We start from the raw sequence: 19,152 nt of genomic DNA on the forward strand, positions 1-19,152 counted from the left end.
AATGTATAAAAAGATATTATGTTTAATTGGTATGTTTTTATTAAGTGTGCAATGTATTATAATTAATTATCCTATTAAAAAAGAAAAAAAGGATGTAGCTGTACTTAGTAAATATGAAAATATATATGATGATTTTTATTATTTAAAATCTTTAGAAGATGTAAATGTATTAGAGATAAAAAATGAAAATGGAGTGAAAGGATTAATTGAAGTAGAAGGAAATGCAGAGAAAATAAAAGATGTTTTAAATAAGTTAAGAAGTTATAAAATAATAAAATATAATATAGAAAAAGAAGAGAAAAAATTTTCAGTTTTATTAGATATAAAAAAAGAATAAAAATTGGGAAATGTGAGATAATATAAATGATATGATATTAAATATTAAATGAAAAAGGGTTTGGATTAAAATTAATATTAATTTAATTTTAGTTAGGAATTGCATTTAAGCCTTTATTTTGATAAAATATCATTGTTATGTCAGAAGAAACCAAAATATGATTATAATTGTTATATGATATGTTATTGGATTTGAATTTATACTTTTGGAGGGATATTTAATGATATCAGCAGGAGATTTAAGAAAAGGTACAACATTTGAACATGAAGGACAAGTTTTTACAGTTGTAGATTTTTTACATGTTAAACCAGGAAAAGGAGCAGCTTTTGTTAGAACTAAGCTTAGAAATGTTATAACAGGATCTGTTACAGATACAACTTTCAACCCAACAGCTAAATTCCAAGAAGCTGTAATTGAAAGAAAAGAAATGCAATATTTATATAATGATGGTGAATTATACTACTTCATGGATGGAGAAACATATGAGCAAATTCCATTAAACTATGAAAAAGTAGAAGAAGCAATCAAATTCTTAAAAGAAAATATGTTTGCTATAATTAAATTCTATAAAGGAGATGCTTTCTCAGTAGAAGCACCAAACTTTGTTGAATTAGTTATAACTCACACTGAGCCAGGAGTAAAAGGAAACACAGCAACAAATGCTTTAAAACCAGCTACTGTTGAAACTGGTGCTATTGTAAATGTACCTATGTTCGTAAATGAAGGGGATACAATTAGAGTAGACACAAGAACTGGCGACTATATGGAAAGAGTTTAATAAGTTGTATTTATTGCTAAGTTCAAAAGAACTTAGCAATTTTCATATTTCATAAAGGAAGTGAAAAAATGAAAGAAATAAGAGAAAATCTTGAAATATTAAAAAAAGAAGCTAACAATATGGAAGAAAATTCGACTTTACTAAAGCTTATTAATGTAATAGATTTACTAACTGAAAAAGTAGAAGAAGTAATAGTTAATCAAGAAACTATGGAAGAAAATATAAGATTTATGGATACAGATCTTTCTGGAATTCAAGAAGAGCTTTTCGAAGAGGTTTCCTTAGAGGATTTAGAAGAAATTGAAGATGAATATGAAGAAGTAAATTGCAAACATTGTAATAATCCAATATTCATAGAAAAATCTGCACTTACAAATAATGAAGATATAACATGTCCTTATTGCAAAGAGAATATATTAAAATAAAAAGTTAAAGACCTATTTTAAAGGTCTTTTTTTTATGCAAAAAAATATACATAAATTATAGATTTTAAAATGAAAATAATTTACATAAGAAAAAATAAAAATATAAGTCATATTTACATAAGAATTTAAATATTAATTATATAGATAATTTTATTTTTCAAGTTCAAACTTTAATGGAGGTAATGTGGTGTATAGAAGAGATGATTTTCTTTCAATTTTTCCAGAACGATTAAAAGATAAATTAAAGGAATATTCTAAAGAAGGTATTCAAGAAATAAGAGTAAAAGTAAATAAGCCTGTAATTATATATAGAGGACTGGGAGAAGTAATTTTAAATTATAGGGCAAGTTTAGAAGAAATTAAATATATTTTAAAAAGAATTTCAATGTATTCTATTTATGCTTATGAAGAGGAAATAAAAAGAGGATTCATAACTATTAAAGGCGGGCATAGAGTAGGTCTAGCTGGAGAATGTGTTATGGATGGAGAAAAAGTAAAGACTATAAAAAATATAAGCTCTATAAATTTAAGAATAACTAAAGAAATATTAGGATGTAGCAAAAAAGTTATAACACATATTACAGAAAATAATCAAGTTCTAAATACAATAATAATATCACCACCTAAATGCGGTAAAACAACTATTTTAAGAGATCTCTCTAGAGTAATATCTAATGGAACTTCAGAGGGAAAATTAGAGGGAAAAAAAGTAGTAATAATAGATGAAAGAAGTGAAATAGCAGCATCTTATGAAGGCATTCCACAAATGGATGTAGGACTAAGAACAGATGTTTTAGATAATTGTTATAAAAAAGAAGGATTAATAATGGCTGTAAGGTCTTTATCACCAGAAGTAATTATATGTGATGAAATTGGTCGTGAAGAAGAAGTTAATGAAATAAAAAATGCATTTAATTCAGGAGTTAAAGTAGTTTTTTCAGTTCATGGTCAAGGAATAGAAGATTTATATAAAAGAGAAGGATTAGATGAATTATTAAAAAGAGAGATAGTAGATAGAATATTAGTTTTAGCCAATAAAGATGGAAAGTTTTATATAGATAAAGTTTATAAGAAAAATTTACAAGGAGGATTTAAATGTTTAAATATCTGTGGCTTAGTTTAATATTTTTCTTTTGTGCTTATTTAGGAATAATTCGAGGAAGAACATATGTTAATAGACACAAAAATCTATCAGAAGTAAATAAATATATGCTCATTTTACAAAATGAGATTTTATATAAAAATACACCACTTCCAGAAGCTTTAAAAGAATTAAGTTTTAGAAGTGAAGAATATTTTTCAAAAATATTCTCACAAGTTTCAGATGATCTTATAAGTGGAAATAAATATACTGCTTATGATTCTTTTAAAGAAATCTATAAAGAATATAAAGAAGAATTTTATTTTACAAAAGAAGATGAAAAAGTAATAGGTGATTTTTTAAAAGTATTAGGAGAGTCAGGACTCTATGGTCAAGAAAAAATATTTGAATTATTAAAAACAAATATTGAGACAAATTTAAAAGATGCTTTAGAAGTGTCTAAAAAAAATTCAAAACTTTATAGTTATCTTGGTGTTTTAACTGGTGCTATGATAGTTATTTTCTTAATATAGGAGGGGAGAATTATGTTAGATATAAGTTTGCTTTTTAAAATAGGAGGGGTTGGAATCCTAATTGTAATATTAGATAAAGTTTTAAAAAGTAGTGGAAAAGATGATATAGCTGTAATAACTAATATGGCTGGAATTGTAATTATATTAATAATGGTTGTAACAATGATAGGAGATTTATTTCAAACTGTAAAAACTATGTTTATGTTATAGGAGGGATATTATGCCAATTTTAAAAATAGTAGCATTTGCATTTGTTGCCCTTTTTATATTCTTAGTTTTTAAAGATAAAAGATCAGATATTGCGGTTTTAATTTCTCTTGTAGCTGGAGTAGCTATTTTTATTGTAGTTGCATCTCAGTTAGGAGAAATAATACTTTTCTTTAAAGATGTAGCTAATAAAGCTGGAATGGATATTGTATATGTAGGAATAATATTGAAAATAATAGCAATTGCATATCTTTCATCATTTGCAAGTGAAATTTGTAAAGATGCAGGAGCAAGTGCAATAGGATCAAAGGTTGAATTTGCAGGTAAAATATTTATTTTACTTCTTGCAATTCCAATACTTATGTCAGTTTTGGAATCAATCCTTCAGATCTTATAGATGTTTAGAAAAGATTTAAGAAAAAAATTTTTAATCCTACTTATATCAAGTATATTAATACAAATATTCATTCCATTTATGACAAAAGCATTTGCAAATGAGGAAACAAAAGAAAAGAATCTAATAGAGAGTGCAGAAGAAATGAAAATAGAAACAGATAATAAGCTAAATTCTTTATATGATTATATAAATAAGATGAAAACAGATGAAGAACTTTTAAATGAATTAGATCCAAAATCTTATGTAGAATCCTATATAAAAAATGGACAAGGTAACTTAACAATAAAAGAGTTAGGTTTAATAGCTGTAAATTTATTATTTAAAGAAGTAAGAGTAGTTTTAAAGCTTGTAATTTCAGTAGTTGCAATTGCAATTTTATGTTCTCTCTTAAAAAATTTAGAAGATGCATTTAAAAATGAAAGTATTTCTAACATAGCTTTTTATGCATGTTATTCAGTTTTAATAATAATACTTTCAAGAAGCTTTTTAATTTCTATAGATGTAGCAACAAATGTAATAAATAGCATATCAGAATTTATGAATGCACTCTTACCAGTTTTAGTGGGAATGATTGCTTTAGCAGGGGGATTTGTTCAAGCAGCAACTATGGATCCAATTGTTTTAGGATCAGTAATTTTAATTCCTAAAATTTATTCTAATTTTATTATACCTATGATATTAGTAAGCTTCGTATTAAAATTTGCTAATAATCTTTCAACAGAACATAAGATAGATAATTTATGTAAGCTTATAAGTCAAGGAATACTATGGTTTCAAGGAATAATAATAACAATTTTTATAGCAATGTTAACTATTAGAGGAATAACAGCAGATACTATGGATGCAGTTGCACTTAAAACAACTAAGTTTGCTGTAGATAATTTTGTTCCTATAGTTGGAAAAGCATTTTCAGATGCTATAACCTCTATTGCAGGATATTCTTTAATAATAAAAAACGCTATAACTGGAATAGGATTAATAGTAATAGTTTTAATAATTCTTTATCCAATAATAAAATTAGTATTAATGACCTTTATATATAAAATTTCTGCTTCGTTAGTAGAACCAATTAGTGATAAAAGAATAACTAGTGCTCTTAGTATGATAGGTGAATCAATGGTTCTTTTAACTTCATGTGTAATAAGTGTAAGCTTTATGTTTTTTATTCTCTTAGGAATAATGGCTTCAGCAGGAAAATTTGTAGTTGGAGGATAAAATATGGATATTATAAAAGAATTTGTAATAACACTTGTTAGTACTATAGTTTTAATAACAGCAGTTGAAATTATACTTCCCGATAATTCAATGAAAAAATATAGCAAATTTATATTAGGAGCAATGCTTATAAGTGTAATTTTAAATCCAATAGTTAAGTTTTTTACAAATGGAGAAGAAACTATTACTAAAAAAATATTATCTTATGATTCAAATAACTTATATAGAGAAGAAACAAATAAGAAGGGAAAAGAAATTCAATTAGAAAGCTTTAAAGAAAATCTTTCTAAAAATATAAATAATATTTTACAAAATGAATTTAAAGATTATGAGTTTAGAAGTTATGTAAAATGTGATTTAAATTTAAATGATATAGATATAAAAGAGGTTACAGTTTATGTAAAAGAAAAGAAGAAAGGCGTGATAAAAAAAATAAAAAAAATAGACAAAGTAGATATTTCTGATAATAAAACAGAAGAAAAGAAAAGTGACTCAAAATATGAGAACATAAGAACGTTTTTATTAAAAGAATTAAAGATAGAGAAAGAGAAAATAAAAGTAATAAGTGATGAGGGGTGATATTAAATTGGATTTTAAAAATTTGATAAAAGAATTTAATAGGATTATTAAAGATAAAAAAATTAGCAATTTATTAGCTTTAATAGTCATACTTGGGATTATATTTTTAGTAACATCTTTTTTTATTAAAGATAATAAAGGATCTGTAAACCAAACAGAAGGAACATTAAGTGTAAGTGCGAAAGAAAGTAGTTCGAACAAAGAAGTAGAAATATTAAATGAATATGAAAGAGAACAAAAAGAACAATTGAATTCAATTTTAAGAAAAATTGAAGGAGTTGGAGAAGTAGATACAATGATGACATTTGAAAGCGGTGAAGTTAAAGTTCCAGCTTATGATAATAACACTCAGACAACAACTACAGAAGAAGAAGATAGTCAAGGTGGTAAGAGAGTAAATGAACAAAAAAATGATGGAAGTAAAGTTGTAATGTCAAGTAATAGTGATGGTAATGAGCCATTTGTAACTAAAGTATATAAGCCAAAAGTTATAGGAGTTGTTGTAACTGCTCAAGGAGCAAATAATAGCAAAGTTAAATATAACATTGAAAAAGCAGTTTCAGATTTATATAACTTATCTTTTGATAAAGTAAATGTATATCCTATGGGTAATCAGCATATAAATTAATAAGTCAATTAAAGGAGGAATAAAAAATGTCAACAAAACAATTTGGAATTATTTTCACACTAGCAGGATTGATAATATGCGTAGGGCTTTTATCAATAAAATTAAATTCAGAGGGATTAAAATCTCCAGAAGATTTAGCAGCAGCAGCACTTGAAGGTGAAACAGCAGAAAAAGATACAGAAGTAAATGAAAAAGAAGATGATTTTTTCTATACTGCAAGAAGTGAAAGACAACAAAAAGATGCAGAGGTAGTTGCAAACTTAAAAGCAGCAGTTGAAGATAAAAATACAGCTGCAGATGTTAAAAAGAATGCACAAAATGAACTATTAAGAAAAACTAAAAGTAAGGATAATGAAAATAGAATAGAAATAAACATAAAAAACAAAGGATTCAGTGATGCTATTTGCTATATTGAAGGCGATAAAGCAAAAATATATGTAAAAGGTGAAAGTATAAATCAAGATCAAAGCAGAGAAATAAAAGAAGTAGTTCAAAATGTTGCAGGCATAACAAACTTGTCAATAGAAGTGAAAAAATAATACATTGTAATGTAAAATTATATTTGTTATAATGAACGTAAGATAAAAAGTTTTGATAATTCAAAACCTGGGAGGTTTGATTTCATGGAAAATTTAAATGACAATAATGTTGGAGTCGTAAAGATATCTGACGAAGTTGTTAGTGTTATAGCTGGTATAGCAGCTGAAGAAATTGATGGAGTTTTAGAGTTCCAGCATGGAGTTACAAGTAATATTTCACAAATGCTTAAAGGAAAGAAGAAAGTTTCCGGCAAGGCAGTTAAAGTTGTTTTAGAAGATGATAGAGCTAAAATAGAAATGGCTGTCACTGTAAAGTATGGGGTGAAAATCTTGGATGTAATCGGTCAAGTTCAAGAAAATGTAAAAAGAACTGTTGAAGCAATGACTGGTTTAGAAGTTAGTACAGTTGATGTATATGTTCAAAACATTTATGTTGAAAAAGAACATGACAAAGAAGTAAAGGAAAAGTAATTTCACCCTCTGTATAACAGAGGGTGTTTCCTTGTTAACATATAAAAAAATATATTTTAATAACTATATAAAAAATTATATAGTTTAATTTAGGAGGAAAAAATGAGTAGAAAATTATCAAGAGAAAAAGCAATGGAATTAGTATTTAGTACAATGATAAGTGGAGATAGTCATATAGAAGCAGTAGATACATTTGTTGATAATTATGAAGATGATATAGAAGCGTTAGATTTAACATACATAAAAGAAGTTTTAAAGGGAATAGAAGAAAATAAAGAATATATAGATTCTTTAATAGAAAAAAATCTTCAAAATTGGAAAATTAATAGAATATCTAAAGTGAATTTAGCAATATTAAGACTTGGAGTATATGAAATGAAATATAGAGATGATGTTCCAGATAGAGTTGCAATTAATGAAGCATTAGATTTAACAAAAAAATATTCAGATTTAAAATCAAAATCATTTATTAATGGAGTCTTAGATAAGATTTTAAAAGAAATTTAGGAGTGGGTGTGTAGTGAAGGATATAATAGATGGGAGAAAAGTTTCGTTAGAAATAAAAGAAGAAATAAAAAATTTTGTCCTAAATAGGAAAAATGAAAATAAGAGTATACCTAAAATAGCATCTATTTTAATTGGTAATGATGAAGGCTCTATTTATTATCAAAATAGTCAAGAAAAAGTGTCTACTTCATTAGGAGTTGAATTTTTAAAAATTAAATTAGATGAAAAAATAACTGAAGAAAATGTAATAAAAGAAATTTATAGATTAAATAATGATAGTAGTATATCAGGAATAATGATTTTATTACCTCTTCCAAAAGGTTTAAATGAAAAAAATATAGTAAATGCTATATCACCTAAAAAGGATATAGATTGTTTAACTTATGAATCAGTAGGTAAACTATATTTAGGAGAAGAGACTTTTATTCCTTGTACTGCAGAGTCTATTTTAACACTACTTAAAAGTTATAATGTTCAATTAGAAGGTAAAGAAGTCGTTATAATTGGAAGAAGTAACATTGTAGGAAAACCAACTTTTCAACTTTTATTAAATCAAAATGCAACTGTTACAATATGTCATTCAAAGACAAAAAATCTACAAGAAATTTGTAAAAGAGCAGATGTCCTTATAGTGGCTATTGGAAAACCTAAATTTATAAATAGTAACTATATAAAAAGAGGTGCAGTTTTAATTGATGTTGGAACTTCATCATATGAGGGGAAAATAACAGGAGATATAGATTTTGAAAATGTAAAAGATAAAGCAGCTTTAATAACTCCTGTACCAGGCGGAGTAGGAGCCCTAACTACAACGCTATTAATAAGAAATAGTTGTAAGGCTTTAGAAAACAGTGAAGATTAAAGTTTTAGCAGTATCTGAGGTTAATAATTATATAAAGAAAATCACCGAAAATGATTTTATATTAAATAATCTCTCCGTAAAAGGGGAGATTTCTAATTTAAAGTATCATAGTAGTGGGCATATATACTTTTCATTAAAGGATGATTTTTCTAAGATTAACTGCATAATGTTTAAAAGTGATGCAATTGAATTAGATTTTAAATTAAAAGAAGGATTAGATGTAATAATAAAAGGTAGAGTATCTATTTATCCTCAAAATGGTAGTTTACAACTTTATTGTAGAGAAATTGAAGAAGTTGGATTAGGAGACTTACATGTAAAGTTTGAAAAATTAAAGAAGAAATTATATGATGAAGGTCTTTTTGATGAAAAATATAAAAAGGATATTCCTGTTAATCCATCTAGAATTGGAGTTGTTACTGCTGAAACAGGTGCAGCGATAAGAGACATAATAAATGTTACGAGAAGAAGAAATAAAGGATGTGACATAGTTCTTTATCCAGCTAAAGTTCAAGGAGAAGGTGGCTTTAATACCATTATTGAAGGAATTGAATATTTTAATAAGAAAAAATCTGTTGAAGTTATAATAATAGGTAGAGGAGGAGGATCATTAGAAGAACTATGGAATTTTAATGAAGAAAAACTTGCATATGCTATATTTAATTCAAAATTACCTATAATATCAGCAGTTGGGCATGAAGTAGATTTCACAATATCAGATTTTGTTGCAGATGTAAGAGCTGCAACTCCATCACAAGGAGCGGAAATAGCTGTTATAAATACAAAGGAAATTGAGATGGAGTTAAAAAGTATAAATACTTTACTAAATAAAAAAATAGAGAGTATAATAGAAAATGAAAAAAGAGATTTAAAAGGGAAATTTAAGCTTATAAGTCTAAATTCACCGAAAGTTAGGATTTCAAATTCTTTTTTAGAAATAGATTCATTAAAAGAAGAATTAAATAGACGTATTAGGGAAAAATTAGAAAAGGAAAAGATGAAGATATCTGAATATAATAATTTACTTAATGCAAATAATCCTTTAAATATTTTAGATAAAGGATTTTCTTTAATAAAAAGAAATGGAATCACAATAAAAGAAACTAAAGAACTTCTAAAATCAGAAAATATAGAAATTGTATTAAAAGATGGAAGTGTCAGTGGAAAGTTTAAAGCTAATGGAGGAGAAGACTATGGCAAAAAAAGTTAGTTATGAAGAAATGGTTGAAGAATTAAATGAGATTTTAGATAAGTTAGAGAGTAATACATGTACTCTAGATGAATCTATGAAAGAATATGAAGATGGAGTTAAATTAATAAATAAATTATATAAAACTCTAAATAACTATGAAGGAAAAATCTCTATTATAAAAGATAAAGAAGAAGTGGAGTTTGAATAATATGTACATTAATGAATATAAAGCAGTCATAGATAATTATTTAGAAGAATACTTTAAAGGAAAAGACGGCTTTAATAAATTGATATATGAAGCAGAAAGCTATAGCTTAAATATTGGAGGAAAAAGAATTAGACCAATTTTAATTTTATTAGGTTATAATTCTTACAAAAAAGATTATAAAAAAGCATTAGATATAGCGTGTGCAATGGAAATGATACACACTTACTCTCTTATTCATGATGATTTACCATGTATGGATGATGATGATTTAAGAAGAGGTAAAAAAACTAATCATAAAGTCTTTGGAGAAAATATGGCAGTATTAGCAGGAGATGCTTTACTAAATGAAGCTATGATATTAATCATGAAAAGCTCATTAGAAAATGGAGATAATTTCTTAAAAGCAGGATTAAATATTGCAAAAGCCTCTGGAGCTGATGGAATGATTGGAGGGCAAGTAGTAGATATTTTAAGCGAAGGAAAGAACATTTCAATTGAAGAGCTAAAATATATGCATGAGAAAAAGACTGGAGCTTTAATAAAAGCCTCTATAGTTTCAGGAGCAATAATGGGTGGAGCTTCAAAAGAAGAATTATATAAGTGGGAAAAGTACGGAGAAAATTTGGGATTAGCATTTCAAATTAAAGATGATATACTAGATGTAGTAGGAAATGAACAGAAATTAGGGAAAAGAATCCATGTTGATGAAGAAAAAAATAAAACAAATTATATAAGTAAATATGGATTAGAAAAATGTAAGGAAATGTGTAGAAATTTAACAGAAGAATGCATAGAAATACTTAAAAGTTTAAATAAAAATACAGAGCTTTTAGAGGAACTTACGATTAACCTATTAAAAAGAGAATATTAAAGAGGGTTGGGATAAAAAGATGGATATTTTAAATAAAATAAAATCTCCAATAGATGTAAAGAAGTTAAGTAATAAAGAGTTATATTTATTAAGCAATGAAATAAGAGAGTTTTTAGTTTCCTCTGTCTCAAAAACAGGAGGACATTTAGCTTCAAATCTTGGAATTGTTGAATTAACATTAAGTCTTTTTAGTGAATTTGACTTAAATAAAGATAAGATAATTTGGGATGTAGGTCATCAAAGTTATGTTCATAAGATTTTAACAGGAAGAAAAGATAAATTTTCTGTTTTAAGAACACATAATGGAATGAGCGGATTCCCTAAAAGAAATGAAAGTCAATATGACTTTTTTGATACTGGCCACAGTAGTACATCAATATCTGCAGCACTTGGAATGGCTAGAGCTAGAGATTTAAAAAAAGAAGATAGTAAAATAATTGCAGTTATTGGAGATGGAGCCTTAACAGGGGGAATGGCTCTAGAAGCATTAAATGATGTAGGATTTAATAAAACTAACATGATAATAATCTTAAATGATAATCAAATGTCTATATCAAATAATGTAGGAGGAATTTCTTCATATTTAAATAGAATGAGAATGAAGCCTAAATACAATATGTTGAAAAATGAGGTGAAAAGTAAATTAAGTGGCTCAGAAATGGGGGAAAATATTGCTTTAAAAATAACGAAAGTTAAAGATAGTATAAAACAATTAGTTGTTCCATCAATGTTATTTGAAGAGATGGGAATAAAATATTTAGGACCTATAGATGGACACGATATAGTAAAATTAAAAGAAGTTATTAGTAATGCAAAAATGATGACAGGCCCCGTTATTATACATACTATAACTAAAAAAGGTAAAGGATATGAATTAGCAGAAAAAAGTCCCTGTAAATACCATGGAGTATCTCCTTTTAATAAAACAAATGGAGAAACTATTATGAAAAAATCATGTGAAAGTTATTCAAAGAGGTTTGGAAATTCACTTATAAAAATAGCAAAAGAAGATAAGGATGTAGTTGCTATAACTGCAGCTATGCCAGATGGAACAGGATTAAATGATTTTGCCAAAGAATTTAAAGAAAGATTTTTCGATGTCGGAATTGCAGAACAACATGCAACAACAATGGCAGCTGGTATGGCTTGTTCAGGGTTAAAACCTGTTTTTGCAGTATATTCAACTTTTTTACAAAGAGGATTTGATCAAGTTTTACATGATGTATGTATTCAAAATCTACCAGTTGTTTTTAGTATTGATAGGGCAGGTATTGTTGGTGAAGATGGTGAAACACATCAAGGAATTTTTGATTTATCATATCTTTCAATGATACCTAATATGACTATAATGGCTCCAAAATGTTTAGATGAAGTTTATCCAATGCTTAAATGGGCTCTAAATAAAGGAACTCCTGTAGCAATAAGATATCCAAGAGGTGGAGACATATTAGATAATTTAAAAGGAATAAGTAATATAGAATTAGGAAAATGGGAAACATTAATAGAAAGTGATTCTAATGTTTGTATAATAAGTACAGGAAAGATGGTTTCACATTCAATTATTGCAGCAGATAAATTAAGAAAGTTAGGAATTGAAATAGAACTAATAAATGCTACATTTATTAAACCATTAGATGATGATATGTTAAAAGAATTATCTAGTAGAAAGGATATTATAATAACTGTAGAAGATAATATAATAGCAGGTGGTCTTGGATCCAATATACAAATGAAACTTTTAGAATTTGGATATAAAGGTAAAGTTGAATCTTTAGGATATAAAGATAAATTTATAGAACAAGGAAAAGTAGATATTCTTTATAAAGAAGAGGGACTAGATCCAGATGGAATAAAAAATAAAGTAATTGAACTTTTAAAATAAAGGAGAAACTAATGTCAGAAAAAAAGGAAAGATTAGATATTATATTAGTTGAAAAAGGATTGATTGAGTCAAGAGAAAAAGCAAAAACAAGTATAATGGCAGGACTAGTTTTTGTAGATGGGCAAAGAGTTGATAAAGCTGGAGCAAAAATACCTATAACAGCTAATATAGAATTTAAAGGACAAAAGTTACAGTATGTTAGTAGAGGCGGATTAAAACTTGAAAAAGCATTAAAGTCTTTTCCTTTAACATTAGAAGGAAAAGTATGCATGGATATTGGAGCATCAACAGGAGGATTTACAGATTGTATGCTTCAAAATGGAGCTTCAAAAGTTTTTGCAGTGGATGTAGGATATGGTCAGTTTGCTTGGAAGCTTAGAACTGATGATAGAGTTGTATGTATGGAAAGAACTAATATAAGGTATGTTACTCCAGAAGACATTGGAGAAAAATTAGATTTTGCATCAATAGATGTTTCATTTATTTCATTAAAAACAATAATGCCAGCTACAATAAATTTATTAAAAGATAATGGAGAGGTGGTAGCTCTTATAAAGCCTCAATTTGAAGCTGGAAGAGGAAAAGTAGGTAAAAAAGGTGTAGTAAGGGAAGAAAGTACTCATCTTGAAGTTGTAAATGGAATAGTGGAATTCTTAGAAGAAAATAATCTTAATATTTTAGGATTAAGTTATTCTCCTATTAAAGGACCAGAAGGTAATATAGAATATTTAATTTATTTTACTAAAGATAATGAAAAAGAAAGTAATTTTGATAAAGAGGATATTTTAAATGTTGTAAGAGCATCTCATACAGAGATTTAAAAGGAGAAAGACATGAAACGAATTGGTATTGCTATAAATCCAGATAAGGATAAGGATGGAAAAATACTAGCTAAAGTAGAAAAAAAATTTAGAGAAGAATTTAAAGAAAGCCAAATTTTTTTATTGAATACTTATGAGATTAATAATATTGAAAGGTTATGTTTAGATATCCTTGTAGTTTTAGGAGGAGATGGAACACTTTTAGGAGTAGCAAGAGAGGTTTCATATTATGTTAGCGTACCTATAATAGGAATAAATATAGGAAATTTAGGATTTTTAAGCTCAACTGAACTTGATAATTTAGATAGTAGTATAAAAAAGTTAAAAGATAAAAATTTTATAATAGAAAATAGAATGATGCTAGAAGGTAAAGTAAAAGGCATAGAAAATGAAAATATAAGGGCATTAAATGATATTGTTTTAGCTAAAGGAACTTTATCTAGAATGGCAAAGTTTAATATATATGTTGATAATAAATTTTATTCAACTTTTAGAGGAGATGGATTAATTGTAAGTACTCCTACTGGATCTACAGCATACTCTTTTTCTGCAGGAGGACCTTTTATATATCCAGATTTAAATGTTATTATATTAACTCCGATTTGCCCTCATACTAGAAGTATGCAAACTATGGTTTTAAATGGAGATATGGAAATAAGAATTGAAATTTGTAGTTATGAAGATGCATATTTAACAACAGATGGACAAAAAGTTTATAAAATGGATAAAAAGTCAATAATTAAAATTAGTAGAGCAGAAAAATTTGCGAAGTTTATACAATTTGATGATTATGATTATTTTAACTTATTAAGAACAAAAATACTAAATTATTAAAGAATGAGATGGTGATTAGATTTGAAATCAAGAAGACATGATAAAATTTTAGAGATAATAACTGAAAAAGATATAGAAACACAAGAGGATTTAGCAGAAGCTTTAAGAAATTCAGGATTTGATGTAACTCAAGCTACAGTATCAAGAGATATAAAAAATTTAAGACTTATAAAAATGCAATCTTCAAATGGAAGATATAAATATGCAGTTCCTAAAACAGATTCAAGTAGATTAGCAGATAAGTTAGCAAATATTTTAACAAATGCAGTTGTAAGTGTAGAAAATGTAGATAAAATGGTTGTTGTAAAAACTTTTACAGGTGGAGCATCAGCAGCAGCAGAAGCTATAGATAATTTAGAATTTGAAAATATAGCTGGTACAGTAGCAGGAGACAATACAATATTTATATTAGTTAGAACTATTGAAAGTGCTGAAATTATAGTAAAAAGTATAAAAGAAAGAATTGATATGTAGTGAGGGGTTATAATGCTTATTCAGTTGACAATAAATAATTTTGCTCTTATAGAAAGCATATCATTTGATCTTGGAGAAGGATTTAATATACTTTCAGGAGAAACAGGTGCTGGAAAATCAATACTAATAGATGCTATTGATTATGTATTAGGAGGAAAATTTTCAAAAGATTTAATAAGAACTGGTGAAAATAAAACATCAGTAGAAGCTGTGTTTGAAATAAATAATGATAATATAAAAGAAGCCTTAAATGATTTAGAGATTGAATATGAAGATGTATTAATAATTAGAAGAGAAACTTTATTAACAGGAAAAAGCTTAATAAAAGTAAATGGTAAAAGCTTAATAGTAAGTCAATTAAAAAAGATACGTGAAAAAATATTAGACATACATGGTCAACATCAAAATCAAAATTTACTTCAAAAAGAATCTCATGGAATTTATTTGGATAATTTTATCGGAGAAATTATAGAAAAAGATTTAAATGAATTTTCAAGTTTAAGAGATGAACTATATTCAATTAGAGCAAAAATTGTAGACTTAAGAGGAAATTTAGAAGGCGAAAAATTAATTGATTATATAAAATTTCAACTTGAAGATATAGAAAAAGGTAAACTTAGATTAGGTGAAGAAGAAGAACTTAAAGAACAATTTAATTCACTTTCAAATGCAGAAAAAATAAATAATAGTTTAACAATAAGTTATAATATATTAAGTGGTGGAGATTCGTCATCAGTCTTAGAAGGTTTATCAAAAGTAATTACTGAATTAAGTTCAATTGAAGAATATGTTTCTTGGATAAAAGAGAAAAAAGAGATAGTTGAAGAAGCATATTATAATTTAGAAGAAATTACTCGTGAATTAAGAGATGGAGCGGATAACATTCAATATGATGAAGAAGAACTTGCTAAAATAAATGAAAGATTATATACAATAAATAGTTATAAAAAGAAATATGGTGGAAGTGTAGAAAGCGTATTAGAAAATTATGAAAATCTAAAAAATAGATTTGAAGAACTATCTAACGCTGAGGAAATAATAAAAGAATTAGAAATAAAAGAAAAAGAAATTTTAGAAAAAATGAAAATAGTTGGTGAGAAATTACATAAAATAAGAGTAGAGAAAAAAGATATTTTAGAAGAAAAAATCTTAAAGGAATTGTCTTATGTAGGACTTGATAAATCAACAATGGAAATTCAAATAGAAAAATTAGAAAGACATAATGAAAGAGGTTTTGATGATATAACTTTTGCTATATCTACTAATCCAGGAGAACCGGTTAAATCTCTTGAAAAAGTTCTTTCAGGTGGAGAGCTTTCTAGAATAATGTTAGCTTTAAAATGTGTATTTGCAGATAAAGATGATATACCGACTTTAATATTTGATGAAATTGATACAGGCATAAGCGGTCAAGTTGGTCAGAGAGTTGGAGAAAAGATGTATCAAGTATCAAAAAATCACCAAGTTCTCTGTATAACTCATTTACCTCAAATAGCTATTCTTTCAGACAAGCATTATTTTGTGTCTAAAGAAGTTATAAATGGAAAAACCTATACTAAAATAAAAATTTTAAATGAAGAAGAAAAAATCAGCCAAGTAGCTAGTATGCTTGGAGGAGATAATGTAACTAATACTACAATAGAAAATGTAAAAGAAATGCTTAAAAATGCAAATTTGAAAAAAGAGGAAATAAAATCTTTATAAAATACATAAAGAATAGATAATGGGATAAAATAAAATCATGTAAACCATGGTTTTATTTTTTTTATGAAAAAAATTGGGTTAAAATACAGAGTTATCATAGAATAAAAGGCATGTCTATGTACAAACTAATAGTAAAAGCAAAGGAGGATTAAGATATGAAAAAAAGAATAGTTAGAAGTATAGGTTTAGTTTTTGCTATTTTGTTTGTAATGGTATTAGCAAGTGTTTTTACATTAAAAGATATTCCAAATGAAATTTATACAAGTAAAGAAAATGTTCAAAGCATATCAGTATTTAAGCAAAATAATCCTTTAAACACTGTTAAATATGATGGGAAAAATATAAACATAGAGTTTATGGGACTTTTCTCATTAAAAAAAGTTGAAGTACATAAAATAAAAGATTTAGAAGTTTATCCAGGAGGAGATAGTATAGGTGTCAGACTTTCCTCAAGTGGAGTTTTAGTAGTTGGCTTTTCAGATGTTATTATAAATGGAGAAAAGTCAGGTAGTCCAGCAAAAAATGGTGGAATAATAGTTGGGGATTTTATTATGAAAGTAAATGGTAATACAGTATTAACTTCTAAAGAAGTAGGTAGAGAAATAGAAAAATCGAATTCTGACAAAGTAAAGCTTACTATAGATAGAAAAGGAGAAGTTTTAGAGAAAGAAATTAAGGGTATAAAAGAAGGAGATAAATATAAAATTGGATTATGGGTAAGAGATTCAGCAGCTGGAGTAGGAACAATGACATTTTATGATAAAAAAACTAATAAGTTTGGAGCTTTAGGTCATCCTATTACTGATGGTGACACAAATGAGATATTTAGAAGTAGAAAAGGAGATTTATATGAAGCATCAATTATAAGTCTTAGAAAAGGTGAAAAAGGAAATCCTGGTGAATTAAAAGGAATTTTTATGGATGAAGATAAACCAGTTGGAGAAATAGAAAAGAATACGGAATGTGGAATATTTGGTAATGGAAAGATGAAAGATAAAGAAAATATATCAAAGCCTATGAAAGTAGGATTTAGAGAAGAAGTTAAAGTTGGGAAAGCTAAAATAATAACTACAATATCTGGAAATGAGCCGAAAGAATATGAAATTGAAATTATGAAAAAATTAGACCAAGATACTCCAGGACCTAAGAGTATGATAATAAAAGTTACTGATGAAGAGCTTTTAAAACAAACAGGTGGAATAATTCAAGGAATGAGTGGAAGCCCAATTATACAAGATGGAAAATTAATTGGCGCGGTAACACATGTTCTTATAAATAAACCAGATACAGGATATGGAATTTATATAGATTGGATGCTAAAAGATGCAGGAATAATAGGATAAAATTTAGTAGTAGCTTATAATGTCTAAGCTACTACTAAATTTTTTTATTTTAAGGAAAGAAATATTATAAAGTAAATGAACATAGAAAAATGAAAAAATAAATAAAATAATATTAAAAAGTATAGACTAAAACTAAAAAATAAGGTATAATTTACAAAAAGTGGAATTTATTTAAAAGAAATAGCACTAAAAATCAGAGCTAAAAATAAATTTTATATGATAAAAAATTAAAATCTTGTATAAAGAAGGAAAAAATTAATAAATGTCGAATAGTTTAATAGAGATTAAGATTTTTTAGATTATTGGATGAAATAAATTCCAGGATAAATAAAGGGGGATAAAAATGGAGGATTCAAAAATTTCTGTAGTAATTGCAGATGATAACAAAGAATTTTGTAGTATATTAAAAGATTATTTATTAAATCAAAAAGATATTGTAGTAACTGGGATAGCAAAAGACGGAGTTGAAGCATTAGAGCTTATAGAAGCTAAAAAACCAAACCTTGTTGTGTTAGATATTATAATGCCTCATTTAGATGGTCTTGGAGTATTAGAAAAATTATCTAGTTTAAATATTAATCCAGAAGATATGCCAAGAGTTATAGTTCTATCAGCAGTAGGTCAAGATAAGATTACTCAAAAAGCTATTACATTAGGGGCAGACTATTATGTAGTTAAACCTTTTGATATGGATATATTCACAAAAAGAATAAGAGAAATGTTTAATTCTTCAAAAGTTGAAAATACACAAAGAGCATCTTCAACTTTACAAAATAATGATATGGTTTCTGTTTCAAGATTAAATGATGAACCTATGGATTTAGAAACAGAAATAACTAGTATAATACATGAAATTGGAGTTCCAGCACATATTAAAGGTTATATGTATTTAAGAGAAGCAATAACAATGGTAGTAAATGACATGGAATTATTATCAGCAGTTACAAAAGAGCTTTACCCATCAATAGCAAAAAAATATAACACTACTGCAAGTAGAGTAGAAAGAGCAATAAGACATGCTATAGAAGTTGCTTGGGGAAGAGGACAAGTAGATGCAATAAATAAACTATTTGGATATACAATCCATAATGATAAAGGTAAGCCTACTAACAGTGAGTTTATAGCAATTATTGCTGATAAATTAAGACTTAAAAATAAAGTTAGCTAATAGAAGAAGAAAGTCAGTAAAATGGCTGTTGAACAATTAATTTGAAAAAGTCAAATCTATGTTGTTTATAGCAACAAAGTATATTTGATACCAATA

At 26.6% G+C, this 19,152-nt stretch carries 24 protein-coding genes; all 24 read left to right on the top strand.

Annotated elements, in window-relative coordinates:
• The first annotated feature begins 1 nt into the window (after nucleotide 1).
• Entirely contained in the window at nucleotides 2-337 is a 336-nt protein-coding gene (locus HMPREF1092_RS05850) for a hypothetical protein (RefSeq protein WP_002597709.1), read from the top strand.
• A 220-nt stretch (nucleotides 338-557) separates the two neighbouring features.
• Nucleotides 558-1,115: an elongation factor P gene (gene efp / locus HMPREF1092_RS05855; protein ID WP_002597710.1), complete on the top strand. Its 558-nt coding sequence runs from the start codon at nucleotides 558-560 to the stop codon at nucleotides 1,113-1,115.
• 68 nt (nucleotides 1,116-1,183) lie between these two features.
• Entirely contained in the window at nucleotides 1,184-1,540 is a 357-nt protein-coding gene (locus tag HMPREF1092_RS05860) for a CD1247 N-terminal domain-containing protein (protein WP_002597711.1), read from the top strand.
• Nucleotides 1,541-1,727: 187 nt separating this feature from the next.
• A complete protein-coding gene (gene spoIIIAA, locus HMPREF1092_RS05865) occupies nucleotides 1,728-2,663 on the top strand; it encodes a stage III sporulation protein AA (RefSeq protein ID WP_002597712.1) in 936 nt (311 codons plus the stop codon).
• Nucleotides 2,636-3,154, top strand: a complete 519-nt coding sequence (locus HMPREF1092_RS05870; protein ID WP_002597713.1) for a stage III sporulation protein AB — start codon at nucleotides 2,636-2,638, stop codon at nucleotides 3,152-3,154. The genes spoIIIAA and HMPREF1092_RS05870 overlap by 28 nt, the downstream gene beginning before the upstream one ends.
• Before the next feature lie 12 nt (nucleotides 3,155-3,166).
• A complete protein-coding gene (gene spoIIIAC, locus HMPREF1092_RS05875) occupies nucleotides 3,167-3,364 on the top strand; it encodes a stage III sporulation protein AC (protein ID WP_002597714.1) in 198 nt (65 codons plus the stop codon).
• Between the two features lie 10 nt (nucleotides 3,365-3,374).
• Nucleotides 3,375-3,758 (top strand): stage III sporulation protein AD, encoded by a 384-nt coding sequence (gene spoIIIAD / locus HMPREF1092_RS05880; protein WP_002597715.1) that lies wholly within the window; start codon nucleotides 3,375-3,377, stop codon nucleotides 3,756-3,758.
• Nucleotides 3,759-4,973, top strand: coding sequence for a stage III sporulation protein AE (gene spoIIIAE, locus HMPREF1092_RS05885; RefSeq protein WP_002597716.1), 1,215 nt, complete (start codon nucleotides 3,759-3,761; stop codon nucleotides 4,971-4,973).
• Nucleotides 4,974-4,976: 3 nt separating this feature from the next.
• Nucleotides 4,977-5,552 carry a stage III sporulation protein AF gene (gene spoIIIAF, locus HMPREF1092_RS05890; RefSeq protein ID WP_002597717.1) on the top strand — a complete coding sequence of 192 codons (576 nt, stop codon included), beginning with the start codon at nucleotides 4,977-4,979 and terminating at the stop codon, nucleotides 5,550-5,552.
• A gap of 7 nt (nucleotides 5,553-5,559) precedes the next feature.
• Nucleotides 5,560-6,180 carry a stage III sporulation protein AG gene (gene spoIIIAG, locus HMPREF1092_RS05895; RefSeq protein WP_002597718.1) on the top strand — a complete coding sequence of 207 codons (621 nt, stop codon included), beginning with the start codon at nucleotides 5,560-5,562 and terminating at the stop codon, nucleotides 6,178-6,180.
• A 26-nt stretch (nucleotides 6,181-6,206) separates the two neighbouring features.
• Nucleotides 6,207-6,719 carry a SpoIIIAH-like family protein gene (locus HMPREF1092_RS05900; RefSeq protein WP_002597719.1) on the top strand — a complete coding sequence of 171 codons (513 nt, stop codon included), beginning with the start codon at nucleotides 6,207-6,209 and terminating at the stop codon, nucleotides 6,717-6,719.
• 84 nt (nucleotides 6,720-6,803) lie between these two features.
• Nucleotides 6,804-7,190 (top strand): Asp23/Gls24 family envelope stress response protein, encoded by a 387-nt coding sequence (locus tag HMPREF1092_RS05905; protein WP_002597720.1) that lies wholly within the window; start codon nucleotides 6,804-6,806, stop codon nucleotides 7,188-7,190.
• A 102-nt stretch (nucleotides 7,191-7,292) separates the two neighbouring features.
• On the top strand, nucleotides 7,293-7,697 hold the full coding sequence (gene nusB, locus HMPREF1092_RS05910) for a transcription antitermination factor NusB (protein WP_002597721.1): 405 nt from the start codon (nucleotides 7,293-7,295) through the stop codon (nucleotides 7,695-7,697).
• A 13-nt stretch (nucleotides 7,698-7,710) separates the two neighbouring features.
• Complete coding sequence (locus HMPREF1092_RS05915) at nucleotides 7,711-8,559, top strand: tetrahydrofolate dehydrogenase/cyclohydrolase catalytic domain-containing protein (RefSeq protein ID WP_002597722.1); 849 nt, start codon at nucleotides 7,711-7,713, stop codon at nucleotides 8,557-8,559.
• Complete coding sequence (gene xseA / locus HMPREF1092_RS05920) at nucleotides 8,549-9,769, top strand: exodeoxyribonuclease VII large subunit (RefSeq protein WP_002597723.1); 1,221 nt, start codon at nucleotides 8,549-8,551, stop codon at nucleotides 9,767-9,769. The genes HMPREF1092_RS05915 and xseA overlap by 11 nt, the downstream gene beginning before the upstream one ends.
• The gene (gene xseB / locus HMPREF1092_RS05925; protein WP_002597724.1) at nucleotides 9,753-9,959 is read left to right on the top strand and encodes an exodeoxyribonuclease VII small subunit; all 207 of its coding nucleotides are present in this window, start codon (nucleotides 9,753-9,755) and stop codon (nucleotides 9,957-9,959) included. The genes xseA and xseB overlap by 17 nt, the downstream gene beginning before the upstream one ends.
• A gap of 1 nt (nucleotide 9,960) precedes the next feature.
• A complete protein-coding gene (locus HMPREF1092_RS05930; protein ID WP_002597725.1) occupies nucleotides 9,961-10,830 on the top strand; it encodes a polyprenyl synthetase family protein in 870 nt (289 codons plus the stop codon).
• Nucleotides 10,831-10,849: 19 nt separating this feature from the next.
• On the top strand, nucleotides 10,850-12,712 hold the full coding sequence (gene dxs / locus HMPREF1092_RS05935) for a 1-deoxy-D-xylulose-5-phosphate synthase (RefSeq protein WP_002597726.1): 1,863 nt from the start codon (nucleotides 10,850-10,852) through the stop codon (nucleotides 12,710-12,712).
• A gap of 11 nt (nucleotides 12,713-12,723) precedes the next feature.
• Nucleotides 12,724-13,533, top strand: a complete 810-nt coding sequence (locus tag HMPREF1092_RS05940; RefSeq protein WP_002597727.1) for a TlyA family RNA methyltransferase — start codon at nucleotides 12,724-12,726, stop codon at nucleotides 13,531-13,533.
• Between the two features lie 12 nt (nucleotides 13,534-13,545).
• Nucleotides 13,546-14,367 (top strand): NAD(+)/NADH kinase, encoded by an 822-nt coding sequence (locus HMPREF1092_RS05945; protein WP_002597728.1) that lies wholly within the window; start codon nucleotides 13,546-13,548, stop codon nucleotides 14,365-14,367.
• Nucleotides 14,368-14,388: 21 nt separating this feature from the next.
• Complete coding sequence (locus tag HMPREF1092_RS05950) at nucleotides 14,389-14,841, top strand: arginine repressor (protein WP_002597729.1); 453 nt, start codon at nucleotides 14,389-14,391, stop codon at nucleotides 14,839-14,841.
• Between the two features lie 12 nt (nucleotides 14,842-14,853).
• A complete protein-coding gene (gene recN, locus HMPREF1092_RS05955; protein WP_002597730.1) occupies nucleotides 14,854-16,545 on the top strand; it encodes a DNA repair protein RecN in 1,692 nt (563 codons plus the stop codon).
• Nucleotides 16,546-16,700: 155 nt separating this feature from the next.
• Nucleotides 16,701-17,888: a SpoIVB peptidase gene (gene spoIVB / locus HMPREF1092_RS05960; RefSeq protein ID WP_002597731.1), complete on the top strand. Its 1,188-nt coding sequence runs from the start codon at nucleotides 16,701-16,703 to the stop codon at nucleotides 17,886-17,888.
• Between the two features lie 343 nt (nucleotides 17,889-18,231).
• Nucleotides 18,232-19,056, top strand: coding sequence for a sporulation transcription factor Spo0A (spo0A, locus tag HMPREF1092_RS05965; protein ID WP_002597732.1), 825 nt, complete (start codon nucleotides 18,232-18,234; stop codon nucleotides 19,054-19,056).
• Nucleotides 19,057-19,152 lie beyond the last annotated feature (96 nt).

Origin of the sequence: Clostridium thermobutyricum (assembly GCF_000371465.1) — a bacterium.
GTDB classification, from domain to species: domain Bacteria; phylum Bacillota; class Clostridia; order Clostridiales; family Clostridiaceae; genus Clostridium; species Clostridium thermobutyricum.